A 17845-nucleotide genomic window follows, 5' to 3' on the forward strand; every position below is an offset into this window, starting at 1 on the left:
ATGACATGCCTGATCACCCTGAATGATTAAAGCCCGGCAGCATCAGACTGACCGGGCGTTCACTCGTCAGAAGCTGTAGCTCATCCCCGCCTGCACGCTGGCATCGTTGTCCACGTCACCGGTGCCGACATACACCCCGGTATTGAGCGTGAAGTTATGCGCGATGGTTGCATTGATGCCTGCTCCGAAGATCCCCATCGTGTTGTTATGGCCGGAGGTGGTGTGGTAATCCGCCGCCTGAATATCAGTATCGTCTCTGAACTCTTTCTGGAAGCGTGCGTCGATCCACGGCATCATCTGCACGTTCTTGTTCAGATCGCGAAGCGTTGTGGTGAGTCTCAACCCGACCCCACTGTTCCAGGAAGAGACCTGACTGTCGGCGAAGGTCACTTCACTGTCGGAGAAGCCGTTTGCTTTGGTTTGATCCCAGCCTAAGGTGGCGTAAGGTTGCAGCAGGGTTTCACCTGGCAGCAACACGTTCACACCGGTACGCGCCTGCGCCATATACAGGGTGCCATCCGTCGAACCGTGCAGTGCTTCGGTCATGCCGCTGGTATTCCCCGTCACGTTATTCGCAGACAGGGTGTACCGCATATCGCCATAGCTGAAGCTACCGTCGGCAAACATACCCCATGTTCTGCCGTTAAGCGCCTGCTGCCAGCCACCGTACAGGCTGTAGTAATTTCCGTAGACGCTGTCATTAAAGCTATCAGCGCCGTCATGGGTATCCTGCACGCGGCTGCGTGTCCATGCCAGTGCAATACCGCCAGTGACGCTATCACCGTTGTCCAGATGCGCCGTCCAGTCCACGCCACCCTGAGCGCCCTGGGTGATGCTCTTATAGTCAACATCATTGCTGAAGTTGCCATTCTGATAGAGGAAATCACCCCAGACCTGCGCACCTTCCTCCTGCTTGCCGAGCAGGTTAGCCAGATGCACCTGATTCATATGGTTGCTGATATCATCAGCCACCTGATGTCCGGCCTGCTCGGCAGCGTCCAGACCGGCAACAAGGCCCTGAACGTCGCTCGCGAGGCTGCCCTTCTGGCTGTTAAATTCGATATTCCACGACTGCGTATTATCGGCGGTAAGGCGTGTCTGCGGCGCGGTATCTGCGGCCACAATATTCAGGCTGTTGTCATAGTTATAAGCGCCGCTACGGTTTTCAACATTCTGTTGGCCATTTGTGAAGGTGGCCGCCGCATAATTTTGCGGGGTGCTGGTGCCTGAAGTGGTGAACGTACCCAGAATCACGTTCTGCTGATTTTGTGCCGAAGGAGTAATGCTGTTGACGACAACGGCATTATTAACCCCGGTGATATTGCCGAAATCAACAAAGCTGTCGGTGCTCATATTTACCATCGCATTACTGCCGGTGGTAGTAGCGACAAGCGTTGAGCCATTTTGTAAACTCCAGCTGGTGGCATCGTTAATTTTATCAATGGCGATGCTGTTATTGCTGGTCGTGTTCACCGTCTCGAACTGACTAATTTCACCAGAAACAGAACTGCCGTCATCCATTGACAGCGTGTCGCTACCGTCACCGCCATCAACATTGCCGTTAACATGAGAATTATTGGTCAGCACTACCGTATCATCGCCCGCACCGGTTGTAATATCACCATTTACAGTGGCATTGTTTTGCAGCGTGATGGTGGTATTGCCGCTGTTTTGACCGGTATTTACCGCACCATTAATGGTGCTGTTATCCACCAGAACAGAATTCGCTGAACTGCCGTTCAGGGTAATATTGCCATTCACGACGCTCTTATTAGTAAACGTAAGTGATGTCGACCCCTTTTCATTAATAACGCCAATATCGCCAGTGACGGTACTGTTATTCAGGGCCAGGGAATCGGCCTGGGTGCCGTACATGGCGATGGCTAGATCGCCCACGCCATCCAGGTTGATGTCACTGAACGGCTTATACTCGCTGAGTTTTTCGGCCAGGTCGCCCATGTTCTGCGCGATTTCACTCTGCGAGGCATCGACGGTGGCTCCGGTCAGCGTAATGCGGGTATCCGATTGATCGCTCCCTGCATAAATACCGCCCTTATCCATTGTACTGTTGCTGAGGGTAATATCCTGTTCGCCAGCGCCGGCGCTTACAATGCTGCCATGCAGCGCGCTCCCGTTCTCAATATTGACTGTGTGGTAGCCTTTATCCAGTGGATCGAGATAAATCGCTGAGCCCATCATATAGGTTTTATTACCCTGGTAATTGCCTGTGCTGTTTTCACCGTTCAGCGTCGCGCCATCAACCGTCACGGTGGAATTGGTGGTCGCGCCTCCGCTACCGACTTCAATCATATCGGCCGTAGCGCCGTTATTCAGGGTGATATTCGCGGTACCGCCGTTGCTTCCCTGGATATAGTGGCCTGACATATCCGTTCCGGATACCGTTAATGACTGCGTGTCGCCATCCCCTCGATGACCATCCATGAAAATATTATTCGCCGTGGCGTCGGCCATAACCGCATTTGTCACACCGGGATTTTGATAAAAGCTGTCATCGGTATATTTCGTTAATCCACAGGTTTGCGTCGTCACGCCATCCTCACACGGTGTCGCTGCCGTCATTGCTGCCTGGGTACCGAAAGAGGTTAAAGCCATTAAGACACACTGCGAAAGCAATGTGCGGTTCATAAATTTACGCATCTGAAACTCCGTTAATAAAAAATCGTCGACATCCTTGTAAAGGAATTTATTTAATTTAAGGAATTTCTCATAAGTAAAGGATGTAATGAAATTTAAAAGATAAGGAGTAAGTTATTGGGGTATTTAAATCAGGAAATCTGATAATTAGGTGTTAATATATTTGTGTGATAAATAAAACTGAATAGTTACCCTGCAAATTAAGCGGGTTTTCGCGAAAGGGTAGCGCTATTGATTGACGCAACCTGTTGATGAGGTACTCCTCAGGAGGTATGGCCGTTAATTTAATGCGCTGCAGTTTTACATTTATTTATCCACTGACAAAGTAAAACACATTCTTAGCAGGGTAATTTTCCCCTTCGAAAATGTCTCTTTTTTCTGAATGAACGCAGGGGCAGTAAAAATTTTAATAAAAATAATGCGTGAAAGGTGATGAATTTGCTCATTCCTGCCGATAACGAGGGTAAGACTCGCCTCTGGGCGAATTCACCCTCACGGCAAGGAAGACTTATGAATATGTTGCGTAATTTCACGATCCGTTTCGTCATGCTGACGATTCTCGGGATCTTTTGTTTAATGTGGGCGGGCGTGGGGCTTTACAGCACCTGGTCTCTGTCACGGGTATCAGAGGGCAATGAGGTGGATCGCCAGCTGGTCAAACAGATGACCATACTCAGTCAGGGTAACGATCAGTATTTTCGCTTTGTAACCCGGTTGAGTCGCGCGATGGAAGTGAAAGCCGCGGGTGGCACACCGGACCTGGCCCCTGCCCAGCAGGCGCTGGACAATATGGGGAAGAAACTGGCTGAGATGAAGGCAATCTCACCAGGACCGATGGATGAGCAAGTTTCAGCTCAGGTGATCGGTAGCTGGCAGGCTTTGCTTGAGCAGGGCGTAACGCCGCAAATGCAGCAGGCGAAGCAGTCCTCTCTGGAGGGCTACCGTCAGCAGGCGAATAACATCACCCCTCCGCTGAGTCGTGCGTTTGGTGCTGCTGCGGAGAACTTTAACAACGCGGCTGCCCGGGCACTCGACAGCACCCGAGTCGTCGTAGACAGCCTGACCAGTATGACCCGCACGGTGATTATCACCGCCACGATTATTGGCCTGTTAATCCTGCTCTTCACCGACCGTTACCTGATGGCGATGCTGGTAAAACCGCTGGCTCGCATTCGCCAGCAGTTCCGCCAGATTGCCCAGGGCGATCTCAGTCAGCCGATTGAACCGTTCGGTCGCAACTGCGTGGGGCAACTGGTTCCCCTGCTGAGCGCGATGCAGGATAGCCTGCGAGAAGCGGTGAGCTCTATTCGCTCCGGCAGCGAGAATATCTGGCGCGGCGCGACGGAGATCTCCAGCGGTAATAACGATCTCTCGTCTCGTACCGAAGAGCAGGCCGCCGCACTGGAAGAGACGGCGGCCAGCATGGAACAGCTGACCGCCACCGTGAAGCTGAATGCGGAAAGCGCGCGTCAGGCCAGCCAGCTGGCGGATGTGGCGTCAACAACGGCCAGCCGCGGCGGCTCGCTGGTGGAAGAGGTGGTGACCACCATGAGCGGTATTTCTGAGAGCTCGAAGAAGATTGCTGAAATCACCAATGTGATCAACAGCATTGCCTTCCAGACCAATATCCTGGCGCTCAACGCTGCCGTGGAAGCGGCGCGCGCGGGCGAGCAGGGACGTGGGTTTGCCGTCGTGGCCGGCGAGGTGCGTAACCTGGCAAGCCGCAGCGCCAACGCGGCAAAAGAAATTGAGGGATTGATTACCGATTCCGTTTCCCGCGTTGAGCAGGGCGCAAAGCTGGTGGGCGACACGGGCACCACCATGGATGCCATTTTGCGTGATGTGACGGAAGTGACGACCATCATGAAGCAAATCGCGTCTGCGTCTGAGGAGCAAAGTAAGGGGATTTCGCAGGTGGGTATTGCTATCACGCAAATGGATGGCGTGACACAGCAAAACGCCTCGCTTGTGGAAGAGGTCTCGGCAGCGGCCTCCGCGCTTGAACGTCAGACCGAAGAGCTTCAGCGGTCGGTGCAGAAATTCCGCCTCTCGGCATAAACACTGCTAAAAGGCCGCCGTGTGCGGCCTTTTTTTCGATTAAATGCAGGCGAGCCAAACGGAGCGCCGCCCGCCGCTTATCAGTGGGTGGCTTCACCAATCAGTGCGCCAGAGCCGGCACCGACGGCGGCCCCTTTCAGTACGCTGTTGCCTGTTACCGCTGCAGCACCTGCGCCCACCACGGCGCCCACCGCGCCGCCTTTACGCGCAGCTTTACCTTTGTCGCCGTTTTTGAACATCGCACCGGTACCCGCGCCAACGACCGCACCGCCTACCGTGGATTTCAAATCTTTGCCCGTGGCTGCGCCAATTGCCGCACCGGCCACTGCACCGGCGGCGGTTTTATCTATCGCCATACCAGAAGTGGAAAAGATCAGGGTGCTGATAATCAGCGCTGTTTTCATCAATTTCATAACAAATCCTTTGTGACTGCTGTCGGTTGAGTCCGCTTTTCTCGTCATCTGACCTGAGAAAAACGTCCGCATAGTGCCAGTAATACCGGCTCAACCCTTAAGCAAATCATGCCCCTGGCAGGGATCCCTGTTGCCGGGCGGTGGTCCGCCCGGCAGAGCATTACGCCTGACGCTTGTCTTCCGTATTGGTCTCGAAGTCGCTTGCCGCGTGGCGTTCGTGGAGCTGCTCGTTGAGCTCGCCGCTGGTGCGGTTAACGATACGCCCGCGCTTCACGGCAGGGCGGTGTGCCACATCTTTCGCCCAGCGCTGAACGTTGGTGTACTTCTCAGCGTCGAGGAACTCGGCGGCGTTATACACGCTACCCAGCGCCACGCAGCCGAACCACGGCCAGACCGCCATATCGGCGATGGTGTACTCTTCACCGGCCACGTAGCGGCTACGCGCCAGCTGTTTATCCAGCACGTCGAACAGGCGTTTGGCTTCCATCGTGAAGCGGTCAATCGCGTACTCAATCTTCACCGGTGCGTAGTTATAGAAGTGGCCGAAACCGCCGCCGAGGAACGGGGCCGCGCCCTGCAGCCAGAACAGCCAGTTCAGGGTTTCCGTACGTCCCGCCGGATCTTTTGGCAGGAAATGGCCGAACTTCTCTGCCAGATAGAGCAGGATGCTGCCGGATTCAAATACGCGCGTGGGCGGTGTCGTGGAGTGGTCACGCAGCGCCGGTATTTTCGAGTTCGGGTTCACTTCAACAAAGCCGCTGGAGAACTGGTCGCCTTCACCAATGCGAATCAACCATGCATCGTACTCGGCACCCGTCACGCCAAGCGCCAGAAGCTCTTCCAGCATGATGGTCACTTTCTGCCCGTTTGGTGTGCCCAGAGAATAGAGCTGCAGCGGATGCGAACCCACGGGTAACTCTTTCTCATGCGTCGCACCGGAGATCGGACGGTTAATATTGGCGAATGCGCCGCCGCCGTTCTTTTTCCATTCCCACACTTTGGGTGGCTGATAGGTATTTTCGTCTGACATGTTGGCCTGCCTTTTTTGTGATGTGTTGAGGGAGTGTAGCAGGAGTTCATAGGAGGGTTTAGCGAACTGAGCGCAATACATTTCCCCTTCGCGCCACACTACACAGACAGCGGAACGGGTGTATGATAAATCCCACCTCTGTCAGGTTAATTACAACGTGCAGACGACGACAACCCTTTCAACATTGCCGCCTGCCCGTCTTAGGTTGGATACATGCGTAAAGGAAAGTTAAGCAGTGACGCGCCATTCGGGACGTTATTAGGTTATGCGCCGGGTGGCGTGGCGATTTACTCTTCAAACTACGGCAGTCTCGATCCGCGTCGTTATCCGGAAGACGCGGATTTTCGCAGCTATATTGGCAATGAATACATGGGCCACAAGTGGCAGTGTGTTGAGTTCGCCCGCCGTTTTCTGTTCCTCAATTATGGATGTGTTTTCACCGACGTCGGTATGGCGTGGGAGATCTTCTCTCTGCGCTTTTTGCGCCAGGTCGTGAACGATAACATCCTGCCGCTTCAGGCCTTTGCCAATGGGTCGAAACGCGCGCCGCAGGCCGGGGCGTTGCTTACCTGGCAAAAGGGCGGGGAGTTTCATGAGACCGGCCACGTTGCTGTGATCACGCAACTGTTGGACGATAAGGTGCGCATTGCCGAGCAGAACGTTATTCACTCTCCGCTCCCGCTCGGGCAGCAGTGGACGCGCGAGCTGCGAATGACCGTTGAGAACGGTACTTACACGCTGCATGACACCTTTAACAATACCGAAATTCTCGGCTGGATGATCCAGACGGACGACACGGAGCACAGCATCCCGCAGCCGGAACTCGACGGTGAACTGCTCAAAATCAGCGGTGCGCGGCTGAAGAATAAACGTCAGTTTGACGGGAAATGGCTCAACGAAAACGACGCCCTGCAGCAGGCATATGTCCGCGCAAACGGCCACTTTATCAATAAAGATCCCTGCCAGTATTTTACCATTACCGAAAGTGCCGAGCAGGAGCTGATCAAAGCGACCAATGAACTGCACCTGATGTACCTGCACGCGACCGACAAAGTGCTGAAAGACGATAACTTACTGGCGCTTTTTGACATCCCTAAAATCCTCTGGCCGCGTCTGCGCCTCTCATGGCAGTGGCGTCGTCACCATATGATCACCGGTCGTATGGATTTCTGCATGGATGAGCGTGGCATCAAGGTTTACGAGTACAACGCCGATTCCGCCTCCTGCCACACGGAAGGGGGATTAATCCTCGAAGAGTGGGTGAAGAACGGTTACCGCGGTAACGGCCACAATCCGGCGGAAGGTTTGCTGGAAGAACTTACCGGCGCGTGGAAGCACAGCCATGCGCGTCCGTTCGTGCACATCATGCAGGACAATGACGTCGAAGAGGATTATCACGCGCTCTTTATTCAGCGCTCTCTGCTGCAGGCCGGGTTTGAAACCAAAATTCTGCATGGGCTTAACGCTCTCAGCTGGGATGCGGCCGGGCAACTGATTGACGACGAAGGCCGTCACGTTAACTGCGTGTGGAAAACCTGGGCGTGGGAGACGGCGATAGAGCAGATCCGCGAGGTGAGCGAAACCGAATACGCCGCCGTGCCGATCCGCACTGGGCATCCGGCAGGTGACGTACGGCTGATTGACGTCCTGCTGCGTCCGGAAGTGCTGGTGTTCGAACCGCTGTGGACGGTTATTCCCGGCAACAAGGCGATCCTCCCGGTGCTCTGGCAGCTGTTCCCGAATCACCGTTATTTGCTCGATACCGATTTCGAGGTTAACGACCTGCTGAAACAGACCGGTTACGCCATCAAACCGATTGCCGGACGCTGCGGCAGCAATATCGATCTGATTAGCGCGGGGGATGAAGTGCTGGATAAGTCGAGCGGCAAGTTTGTCGATCGCAAAAATATCTACCAGCAGCTGTGGTGCCTGCCGAAGGTGGATGGCAAGTATATCCAGGTCTGTACGTTTACCGTGGGCGGTAACTACGGCGGAACCTGTCTGCGCGGGGATGATTCGCTGGTGGTGAAGAAAGAGAGCGACATCGAACCGTTGATTGTGGTGAAAGACAAGTAAGCTGTTCCGGCTGTCAACACACACCCGCAAGTGTTCCTTGCGGGTGTTTTTCGTTTTCTGGCGGCTCAGGGATGCTCGTCGTGCTGCTGACTTATCTTCAGGTCAATGATGCGGCCGATCTGGTCATGATAGACCGTCAGCAAATTGTACTGACTCATCTCTGAAATGATTTGTGGGGGGACGTTAAAGCTTCTCGCCAGCTCATCGTGACGCCAGGCATCGGGACGCCGCCGCCTTACCTGGGCGCGACGGCGATTGTACTGATACCACAGAATGAGCAACCAGCCGTTAAGCGCGGCGATCAGCAAATAGATCAGCACCGTATTAAACGAGGCAATAATAATGCCCCAGCGGTAGTTGCTCTCCTCGGTTACCTGCATCCACAGATTGGCATAGAGAAAAAACAGAAAACCTCCCCATGCCAGCAGCGTCAGCACCGCATCAAAAAGACGGGGCAATAGCCGATGTTCAGTCAGAATTAGCGTATTTTCGTTCATTGAATGCTTCCTTTTCCCCGGTCCGGATTGATCCAGCGCGCACGTGCACGCTGACGTTTAAGCATGACTTTTGGAAAGGCGACGAGGGTGGTGAACAGACCAATCATCCAGTACACCATCGGGAACCAGATCACCCAGAAAAGTGAACTCGCCACGTTTCTTTCATAGCGTCGCTCGATATACAAACTGACGAGGAATTGCATCAGACACATGACCCCCAGAAGCAACCCGGTAAATTCAGGAGGAAACAGGCTCTCGACGGTCAGGTTTGTGGGTAACGTAATGATATGGCTGACAATGAACAGCAACACGGTCACCGCATAGGCGAATGCCCACAGCGTTGACAGCGCGTACTCTAAAAACAGCGGCCACATGCGATGATGTTCCCAGCGCACGATCTTGCGAAGGTTAACCAGAAAGACCTCCGCACCGCCCTGCGCCCAGCGTAAACGCTGTTTCCACAGACCTTTTAACGTCTCTGGCATCAGGATCCAGCACAGCGCCCGCGGCTCAAAAAAGATATCCCAGTGTCGAAGCTGAAGCTTCCAGCTGATGTCGATATCTTCGGTGATCATATCCGGGCTCCAGTACCCCACATCTGCCAGCGCCTGCCGGCGAAAGGCCGCAATAACCCCGGAGACGGTAAAGACCCTGCCGTAGATCCGCTGTGTCCGTTTGATGAGACCAATAATCGATGAGAACTCGCCTACCTGAATACGGCCAATCAGCGTTGATCGTGTGCGAATACGCGGATTCCCGGTGACGGCCCCGACGTGGGGATACTTAATCAGCGGCTCTACCAGATAGGCTGCGGTATCACGATCGAGCAGGGCGTCGCCATCAATACAGACCAGCAGATCGCCGCGCGCCGCCGCCGCGCCGGCCTTAAGCGCCACCGCCTTACCCTGGTTTTCTGCGAGGTGAATGACGCGCAGGCGCGGCTGTTCCTGCGCCAGCTGCTGCAGCACCTCTGCGGTGTTGTCAGAAGAACCATCGTTGATCGCGATAACTTCGATATGGGGGTAGCGCTGATCCAGCGCGGCGCTAATGGTCTCCCGGGCATTTCTTTCCTCGTTGAAACACGGGATCAGGATTGAAATTAACGGATCGCCGTCTAACGTGGGAGCAGGCGTCTGCTTATCCCATGACCAGTGCCGTTCAAGCTGAAACCAGAAATAGAGCCCCCCGGTTATCCAGAGCACGGACATGAACAGTGGCCAGAAGAAGACAAAATCCAGAATCAGTTCTCCGGTAAAGAGGGCAGCCACGCCCAGAGGCAACCCGAATACCAGGCATAAAATAGAGAATGCGATAATGCGATCAGTCATTGTCAGGGTACCAGTACGAAGAGAATTCAGGCCTGATGCGTGAAATATCAGGTTGGTTGTTGATGAAATCGTCGGGGTAGTAACCATAATTTTTGATGCCGTTCAGCTGGAGTACGCGCATCCACTGCGCCAGACGCGTGTCGGGCACGGCACGTTGAGGTTTCTGCTCCCAGTCCCGGGCCTGTAGCTCGAAAATGGTTTTATTGAGCGCACCGGGCCGTGCGGCAACGGCGGCGATCAACCGCGTGAGCCAGGCATCGCTTTCCTCTGCCGGAACGGATTCCATCAGCGGCATAGCCATCGGAACCGTCCAGTCGTAGGTCATCAGAAAATCATCCAGATTTTGTGCAAACCACGCTTCGCTCTCGGGCTGCAGGATGGGCAGGGCGAACATATTCCGCGCAGTTTTAATCTGCGGGCCGCGTATGTTTTTTACCGCCTGGCTAAGGCTGCGGGTAAAGCCGATGAGCGTCTGACTTTTAAAGCGACTCCAGGCATGAAGGGCGGCCGGATCGTGTTGCATCGCGGCGATGCTGCGGTTATTCCAGGCGCGCAGGGCATCCGGGCCGGCATCTTCAAAGTCTGTCAGCACCGCATCGTCGTGAAATAAGATCCCATTGAAGCTGGCGTAGCGGGCAAGATCTTCATAGATTTCCGTGACCTGCTGACGAACCCCGGGGTTCCACGGGGAGAGGCGGATGTAGGGGTCGGTAGCCTCGTGCAATTGGCCCGTTTGACGATCCCAGCGCTGTACCCGCGGAAGTGCGGGTGAGAGATCGAAAGAGAGCACCGGCATCCACGCATAGACTTTTACGCCTGCACGGGTTTGCAGCTGCCAGGCGACAAAATTAAACAGATCGGCGCGCACCGGAAGCCGGCTGTTAGGGAAGTAGAGCGCTTTGATCGTGCCATCGCCCAGCGGATCGGAAAACGCCTGCAGGAAAACATGACTGATTTTCATGTCGTAAACCCGCTGGACAAGTTTGTTGATGTTGTTGGTTTGCTGGGCCGGATCGGGATCGTAAACATAATCGAGATCGACATGCATGACGCGCACGGGATCGGCCTCCTGAATCTGGCTGACCGTGCTGGCAAAGGATTTGAGCGAGGGATTTCCGGAAATCAAAAGACGCGGAATATTGCCGAGATCGCGCACATCCGCCAGCCCATCCTCAAGGGTAAAGGCCAGTTGATAACCCTGCTTTCTGGCGATGGCGAGCGATGTGCCGTTCGCGGCGCCATAGGGCCAGACCCAGGCGCGGGGCGCTTTTCCCGTCACCCGGGTAATTTTGTCGGTAACTTTGCGCACGTCATCAGCGATCCGCTGGTTGAACTGCCGATCGGTTTCATAACGCCCCGTCGCTTTATCGTAAAAGCGGTTGGCGATGGCGGGTTCACGGCTTCCCTGTGGGTTAGCCGGTATGCCGTAATGCGAAGCCCAGGTATGCGAGCCAATCTCAACCAGCGGAGACTGGCTTAGCTCCCGCACCATATCCCAGGTTGCAAAGCGCTCGCGGGGCGTCATCAGTCCGCCGAAATTGACCTGCTGATTCGCTGGCGTATCTACCCAACTGCCCACCGGTGCCCACAGCGCAGGGACGTTCCAGGCCTGAAGGAGTGGCCAGACGCGGGTGTAGAAACTGCTGTAGCCATCATCAAAACTGAGTAAATAGGCTCTGGGCGGCAGCGTTTTTTTGCCCTCATGCGCATCCAGAATATCCTGCACGCTAATAGCGTGATAACCGTGATGCACAAGCCAGCCGATCTGCTCGTTTAGGGCGCTGGTACGAACGGACAGGTAGCGCTGATCGGCTGCATCATCTTCAACGTCATGGTAGGCCAGAACCAGAAAATGGTTCTTTGGCCAGGGTTTACTCGCCTCAGGCTGTGGCCGTTCCTGGGGGGGCGTAAACGAGAGGGCCTGAGCGCAGACGCTCGCGCTGAGGCATAACCAGCCGATAATTATCAGGCTCACAGAAAAACGTTTGTTCAGCATATTCATCCTTAAAAGCGTAAATTCGCATCAAACGTGACGGAGAGATTGCTTTCTCGTTTACCGTCGAAAGGGCGCTTGTCCCAGTTCAGCATCACGCCGCTATCAATGACGTTGTTCCATTGAATGCGTTGCCCGTAACCCAGCAGGGCGATGGCACCAGCGGGCTGATTTTTCTGCCAGTATTCCCCGCCGCCGAGAACGACCTGCTGGCTCCAGAGCGTGTCGTAATGGCGGTACATCTGATGATCGACGGACAGGGCCGCCGTTACGGAGAGATCCCGCTCCGGGTTGTAATAGAGCGTGTCCCGCAGGGTGTTGGTACTCGCTGAAATACCCGGTTCGAGATCCAGCGTCAGGGTGGGTGTCTGCCACAGCCGCTCTTTACCCGTAAGGGCGAACTCCTGGCGGCGGTTATGGTCGGAAAAGTGGCTGGCAGAGGCGTTAAACTGGTACTCACGGCGTTCGTTTTGATACCAGCGGACCCAGCCTTCTCCCCGGTTTGCGCTGACGCCATTACGCAGTGCCCGTAAAGGCGTCGTGCGTGAAAGACGTTCAAGGTTTCCGCCCACCTGCCAGCTATCGTTCAGGCTGTACGCCGCCGAGAGGCGAGCACCGGGCTTGTTTGCACCGTGATAATGGTTACCGGAGAGTTCTGCTTCGACCAGAAGGTCGCGAGGCCGCCATTCGACGCCGGCAAACAGGTGGCGGCTGCTGCCTTTGCCTTCGTCGAAATTGCCTTGCGCAAATCGGGTTCCACCAAACAGCCGCCAGTTATCCGCGACGGGCGGACCGTAGAGCGTGGCATCCCAGCTCAGATCGTGTGTGCCGCTGACGGGGTTATCAGAGTGCAGTCCTTTGCCCGCGTTCAAACGCAGTTCGGACAGATGATGGACGTCTCTGAGCCTGTCCAGACGTCGGGCGCTCCCGTCGACAGGCGCGCGGGCGATAACGTCATCGGCCAGTAAATCCATCTGTCGCCACTCCTGCAGATCCATTGCGACGTAGGCCTGCTGCCGTTCCAGCTCGATATTGGATGGCTCCAGCGTCTCGGCCATTTTGAGCTTTTGCTCCGCCGCCCGCGGCAGACCCCGCGCCTGAAGTAAGGTGGCGTAATCAATCTGTAATCCCTGATTTCCCGGCGCTGACGCAGCCAGACGTTGCGCCAGCTTTTCGGCTTGCGGAAGGGCATTGGTCATCAGCAAATAGTTAAAGGTGAGCGACTGCCCGATGAGCCATTGATCGTTGGGTTGCGGGGTTGGCGAACCGAAATCATAGCGGGTCCAGGGCGTGTTACGGGTTATCTTCTCAACATACTGGCGAGCGGCCTGATACTGCCCGGTATCCAGCCAGGCGTAGAAAAGCGCATGATCGTCGTCCTGCGGATCCGGCGCATAGTCTGGATAACGTTTGAGAAGCGAGAGGGCGGCATCGGCATTTTTCTCCTCCAGATACGCGGAGATAACCCAGCCAATTGCCCAGGTCGGCACGGGATGCTGAGCCGACGTTAACGCCTGATATTCCCTGATGACCTGTGGATAATCACCGTGGGCGTGAAGCGCGCCAAGCCGATCGACACGGGCCCGGATAACGTCCTCCGCTGCCTGAGGTTCGTTTTGCCAGCGGGACAGCAGTTCGTCATAGCGGTTCAGCGCCGCTTGCGCGAGCTGCAAACGCTCTGTTTCAGTACGGGCAGGCACATCGGCAAGGCGTACCATTTCAGCGGCGGCGTTGAGTGCCAGACGGCGGCGTTGCGCGGGGGGCAGCGTCACCGTTTGTGAAAGCCGCAGGGCAGGCGTGTCGGCCCGGTTGTCTGTTAACGCATCAATCAACTCAGTACGAAGGGCGTCATCCGCTGGCGCACTATTCAACGCGCGGATGTCTGCCAAAAGCCGCTCCTGGTTTTTCCCCTGACGTGAATAGACATAAGAGAGCGTCTGGAGGTGAGCCAGAGAGGGCTTTTCCGCCACCCGTTGCCGGGCTTCCTGCAGAGCCAGTGTATCCATGCGGGCGTCGGCGAGGGTTTTGATGTAGCCGATGCGATAATCGTCGTTATCCGGTGCAAGGTTACACGCCTCCTTCCAGAGCATTAACGCAGGTTGCCACGCCTTTTGGTTTCGCCTTGCCTGAGCAGCAGCAGCCACGCCACGGGCAGGAAGAGCCATATAGACCTTGTAACGCAGCCAGACCTGAATAACGTCGTCATCACGACCCGCCCAGGACGCCACCTGCAACCAGTCCGCAACCTGCTCAGGCGTCAGGGCATGTTGCTGCTGATAACGCTGAAGATATTGCAGAAAAGGAGCGTAATTACCGTTACGCGCCTGCTGAATCTGTTGTTCATATACTGATTCTGCTGCCTGAACCAGAAAGGGGAAAAGTAATAACAGAAACAATAAAGCGGGAGTGCGGTAAAAGAATAACGTATTGAAGCGAAGTGATCTTTCCATATCTATTTGCCATTTGTTTATCATAAATCCATTGCATAACACGGCCGCCTTTAAGCACGGGGTTAAAGGCCATAAATGAGAACGTTTAATCTGAATGCAGTTACGTTATGGGGTACTTACTTAAAGGTAATTATGGGTCCTTATGGTCAGGGCTAAGTGGCTGGTAATGTACACCCGATATGTTGGCAGATAAATATGTTGAAAAGCAGGGTGGTTGTTTTGAGATAATTCTGTAATGAGCTGTCCTAAACGATTATTTTGAAATGAGTTTATATTTATAACTTTATGATTTTATTGGTTTTTATTTATATTGTGACAAATTTGTTTATATTTTTAATGTGCCTTATTGGTGTGAATTAAAGTACTTTCCGGTGCATGTTTGGGAAGTTTCATGACAAAAATTCTTAATATCCATAAAAGTGACTTTTCTGAGATTGTTTTTTACTTATAATTAATGGCAGCCATTGAATGATAGTCTATGGGAAGACGGGTGATGCTGCCAACTTACTGATTTAGTGTGTGATGGTGTTTTTGAGGTGCTCCAGTGGCTTCTGTTTCTATCAGCTGTCCCTCCTGTTCAGCTACTGACGGGGTGGTGCGTAACGGCAAAAGCACTGCCGGACATCAGCGCTATCTCTGCTCTCACTGCCGTAAAACATGGCAACTGCAGTTCACTTACACCGCTTCTCAACCCGGTACGCACCAGAAAATCATTGATATGGCCATGAATGGCGTTGGATGCCGGGCAACCGCCCGCATTATGGGCGTTGGCCTCAACACGATTTTCCGCCATTTAAAAAACTCAGGCCGCAGTCGGTAACCTCGCGCATACAGCCGGGCAGTGACGTCATCGTCTGCGCGGAAATGGACGAACAGTGGGGATACGTCGGGGCTAAATCGCGCCAGCGCTGGCTGTTTTACGCGTATGACAGGCTCCGGAAGACGGTTGTTGCGCACGTATTCGGTGAACGCACTATGGCGACGCTGGGGCGTCTTATGAGCCTGCTGTCACCCTTTGACGTGGTGATATGGATGACGGATGGCTGGCCGCTGTATGAATCCCGCCTGAAGGGAAAGCTGCACGTAATCAGCAAGCGATATACGCAGCGAATTGAGCGGCATAACCTGAATCTGAGGCAGCACCTGGCACGGCTGGGACGGAAGTCGCTGTCGTTCTCAAAATCGGTGGAGCTGCATGACAAAGTCATCGGGCATTATCTGAACATAAAACACTATCAATAAGTTGGAGTCATTACCGGGAAGACGTATCAATGAATGTGCGAATTGAGGGTCAATCAAAGCCAGAATACATTTATCGTTAATATAAAAGCGCTATAAAACGAAGGCGGACTTCTTTCCGAAGGGTCGTTCTTGCTTTAATCTAAAAGGGATGGTTAGTGGCAACTTCAATAGTGTTAGTGACACAGGATCGCTACCTTGTCAGGGGGATGAGGATATTTTTTCCGGATATAATCCTGCTGGACTCCATTGACAGAAAGATATTTGATAACGGCGCAGATGAATATTCTGTATTGATTGATAGCCGTGCACCGCTGCGTTTATATGATTACCTGATACGCCATCCGGCCAGAACGAAAAAAACAATCTGCTGCGTTATGCTCGATATGCGGCATCGCGAGGAGAATCTGCTCAGCATGAAGTTGTTTATGAACACGTCGCTCACGGCACCCGATATGGCGTCGTTATTCAACCTGGTGCTCAACATGAAGGGCAAACGTCTGACAACAAAGTGGCTGCTGAACTTACGACTGAGCACGCATGAAGCCATTATGCTGCGGTTGCTCAGGGCTGGCATGGCGATGGAAGAGGTGGCACAGGAACTGAATACGTCGATTAAAAGCCTCTACCGTAAACGGACCGCGCTTTCAGAACGGCTGGGGGCAGAGAACTTCAACGAGGCTTGTTTGTTTATCTTTAAAAATAAACTGCTGGATTCGGATGGGAACGATCCCTAGCTTTGCTTTACCCCAAAAGCAAAAACCCGCCACGAGGGTGCGCTACATTATAACTTGTTCCGTTAGTTTGAACCGGAGGTGGGGGCATTCCATCTCGCAGAATTCAATTAGGTCACGTGGAAGGTTGAACCAGGCTTAAGGTGTACTATGTGTTCCATGAACATACTTTGGACTCTTCAGAGCATACAAGCATTTGAAAGTGGACTCTGATTTTGAACGAGTGTGACAAGGCAAATACCCCGGTGTAGCGGAGCAAGTTCGATCGCTAAGATATCGTAAATTCAAATGGTTATCGCCTAAAGGGAGGGCGTGGCATCATGGTGACACCCCTCGGCACTGTAGTAAGCAAATTTTAATGATCATAAAAGCTACCATAAAATTTACCATCCTGATGGAGCTGGGGGTCGTAATAAATGGGGTGGCGGGACGTCCTGCAGAAAATAGTGGAGGTTTAAATGATTGTCATTAATGGTTTTAACGAATTGCTACAAATGAAAGATGGTTTGCCTGATGTAGGTTGGTTGTATGTTTCGCCATCGTTCAGCCTTTCTTCAGAAGAAGATATAGTCAATGGTCGTTATTATATTGCTGAAAACGAAGACGAAGAAATGGATTTTGAAGATAACTACGGCACTTTCCTTGAAGCGCCAATCTTTAAGGCGATCATTGACAATAAGCTAGAGCATAATCCTGCCTCAGGGAGTGGTGAGCTTCTCTACGCGGTTCGTTATTACCTGGAAAACGATGATTTTCAGGACTGAAAACCGAAAACCTCTTTAATCGTATAAAGACTTCTTTGCAGGCTTGCTAAGCCCGTCGTAGCACCCCGTGTGGATTCTATCTATGCGGGAGTGCTTGTCATAGAAATCAGCACGTTGCTGACGGTGTTCCCTCGGTTGATGCTGGCACGGTACCTTGTACCGATTCTTACCTTCCCCTGAGGGACTGCTTGGCGGATATACTAAGCGCCGTTTCGGTATTTGGTGGGTTTTGTCATAACGCCCATTTTGTACCACCGGGAAGTGGAGTTGGGGGAGAGGTAAGGGTGTTTACTTCTGGTGAACCAACAAGTTGTTGGCTCAGAAAGCAAAAACCCCCGCCGAAGCGAGGGTTATAAATGAGTGGTGCCCGGACTCGGAATCGAACCAAGGACACGGGGATTTTCAATCCCTTCAAAAAAGACCAAACGATCCATCAGCACTAACAGTTTTTTACTGGTTTACCTTGAGAAAAATGTTTAAGTTTGGTTCTTCATGACTTAAGTATTGCTTAAATACGGCGTTTCGAAGCTACCATAATCCTACCATCAAATTGCCTTGGTTTAAGATGGCCCATCTTCGTATCCCAGTTCTAACAACTATATTGCATT

12 protein-coding genes are annotated in these 17845 nt (G+C 53.4%); 5 read left to right on the forward strand and 7 right to left on the reverse strand.

Annotated features, from left to right (window positions below; genetic code table 11):
* Positions 1-66 precede the first annotated feature (66 nt).
* Positions 67-2658 carry an autotransporter outer membrane beta-barrel domain-containing protein gene (locus tag HV157_RS18240; RefSeq protein WP_182268799.1) on the reverse strand — a complete coding sequence of 864 codons (2592 nt, stop codon included), beginning with the start codon at positions 2656-2658 and terminating at the stop codon, positions 67-69.
* 507 nt (positions 2659-3165) lie between these two features.
* Here HV157_RS18240 and HV157_RS18245 point away from each other — a divergent pair.
* Complete coding sequence (locus HV157_RS18245; protein ID WP_014171604.1) at positions 3166-4713, forward strand: methyl-accepting chemotaxis protein; 1548 nt, start codon at positions 3166-3168, stop codon at positions 4711-4713.
* Positions 4714-4793: 80 nt separating this feature from the next.
* On the opposite strand, the gene HV157_RS18250 is transcribed toward HV157_RS18245, so the two are convergent.
* Positions 4794-5126 (reverse strand): glycine zipper domain-containing protein, encoded by a 333-nt coding sequence (locus HV157_RS18250; protein ID WP_020883667.1) that lies wholly within the window; start codon positions 5124-5126, stop codon positions 4794-4796.
* A 160-nt stretch (positions 5127-5286) separates the two neighbouring features.
* Positions 5287-6156, reverse strand: a complete 870-nt coding sequence (gene yghU, locus HV157_RS18255; RefSeq protein WP_020883668.1) for a glutathione-dependent disulfide-bond oxidoreductase — start codon at positions 6154-6156, stop codon at positions 5287-5289.
* Positions 6157-6369: 213 nt separating this feature from the next.
* On the opposite strand from yghU, the gene gss reads away from it, so the two are divergent.
* A complete protein-coding gene (gss, locus tag HV157_RS18260) occupies positions 6370-8232 on the forward strand; it encodes a bifunctional glutathionylspermidine amidase/synthase (protein ID WP_182268800.1) in 1863 nt (620 codons plus the stop codon).
* Between the two features lie 65 nt (positions 8233-8297).
* Here gss and pgaD read toward each other — a convergent pair whose 3' ends face one another.
* The 4 genes from pgaD to pgaA are packed head-to-tail and all read right to left on the reverse strand — an operon-like array spanning position 8298 to position 14500.
* Complete coding sequence (gene pgaD / locus HV157_RS18265; RefSeq protein ID WP_014171599.1) at positions 8298-8729, reverse strand: poly-beta-1,6-N-acetyl-D-glucosamine biosynthesis protein PgaD; 432 nt, start codon at positions 8727-8729, stop codon at positions 8298-8300.
* A complete protein-coding gene (gene pgaC / locus HV157_RS18270) occupies positions 8726-10057 on the reverse strand; it encodes a poly-beta-1,6-N-acetyl-D-glucosamine synthase (protein WP_182268801.1) in 1332 nt (443 codons plus the stop codon). The genes pgaD and pgaC overlap by 4 nt, the downstream gene beginning before the upstream one ends.
* A complete protein-coding gene (gene pgaB, locus HV157_RS18275; RefSeq protein ID WP_182268802.1) occupies positions 10050-12053 on the reverse strand; it encodes a poly-beta-1,6-N-acetyl-D-glucosamine N-deacetylase PgaB in 2004 nt (667 codons plus the stop codon). The genes pgaC and pgaB overlap by 8 nt, the downstream gene beginning before the upstream one ends.
* Positions 12054-12061: 8 nt before the next feature.
* A complete protein-coding gene (gene pgaA / locus HV157_RS18280; protein WP_182268803.1) occupies positions 12062-14500 on the reverse strand; it encodes a poly-beta-1,6 N-acetyl-D-glucosamine export porin PgaA in 2439 nt (812 codons plus the stop codon).
* 544 nt (positions 14501-15044) lie between these two features.
* Between pgaA and HV157_RS18285 the strand changes: the two genes are divergently transcribed.
* The 3 genes from HV157_RS18285 (at position 15045) to HV157_RS18295 (ending at position 17237) form a co-directional block, all read left to right on the forward strand.
* Positions 15045-15742, forward strand: a protein-coding gene (locus HV157_RS18285; protein ID WP_095033700.1) for an IS1-like element IS1B family transposase whose coding sequence is annotated in 2 segments (ribosomal slippage) — positions 15045-15294 and positions 15294-15742 — 699 coding nt in all. Because the reading frame shifts where the segments join, the coding sequence is not laid out codon by codon here.
* Positions 15743-15948: 206 nt separating this feature from the next.
* The gene (locus HV157_RS18290; RefSeq protein ID WP_044857798.1) at positions 15949-16476 is read left to right on the forward strand and encodes a LuxR C-terminal-related transcriptional regulator; all 528 of its coding nucleotides are present in this window, start codon (positions 15949-15951) and stop codon (positions 16474-16476) included.
* Positions 16477-16931: 455 nt separating this feature from the next.
* Positions 16932-17237, forward strand: a complete 306-nt coding sequence (locus HV157_RS18295) for a hypothetical protein (RefSeq protein ID WP_106503483.1) — start codon at positions 16932-16934, stop codon at positions 17235-17237.
* The last annotated feature ends 608 nt before the right edge of the window (positions 17238-17845 follow it).

Source organism: Enterobacter sp. RHBSTW-00318 (assembly GCF_014101375.1).
Taxonomy (GTDB): Bacteria; Pseudomonadota; Gammaproteobacteria; order Enterobacterales; family Enterobacteriaceae; genus Enterobacter; species Enterobacter ludwigii.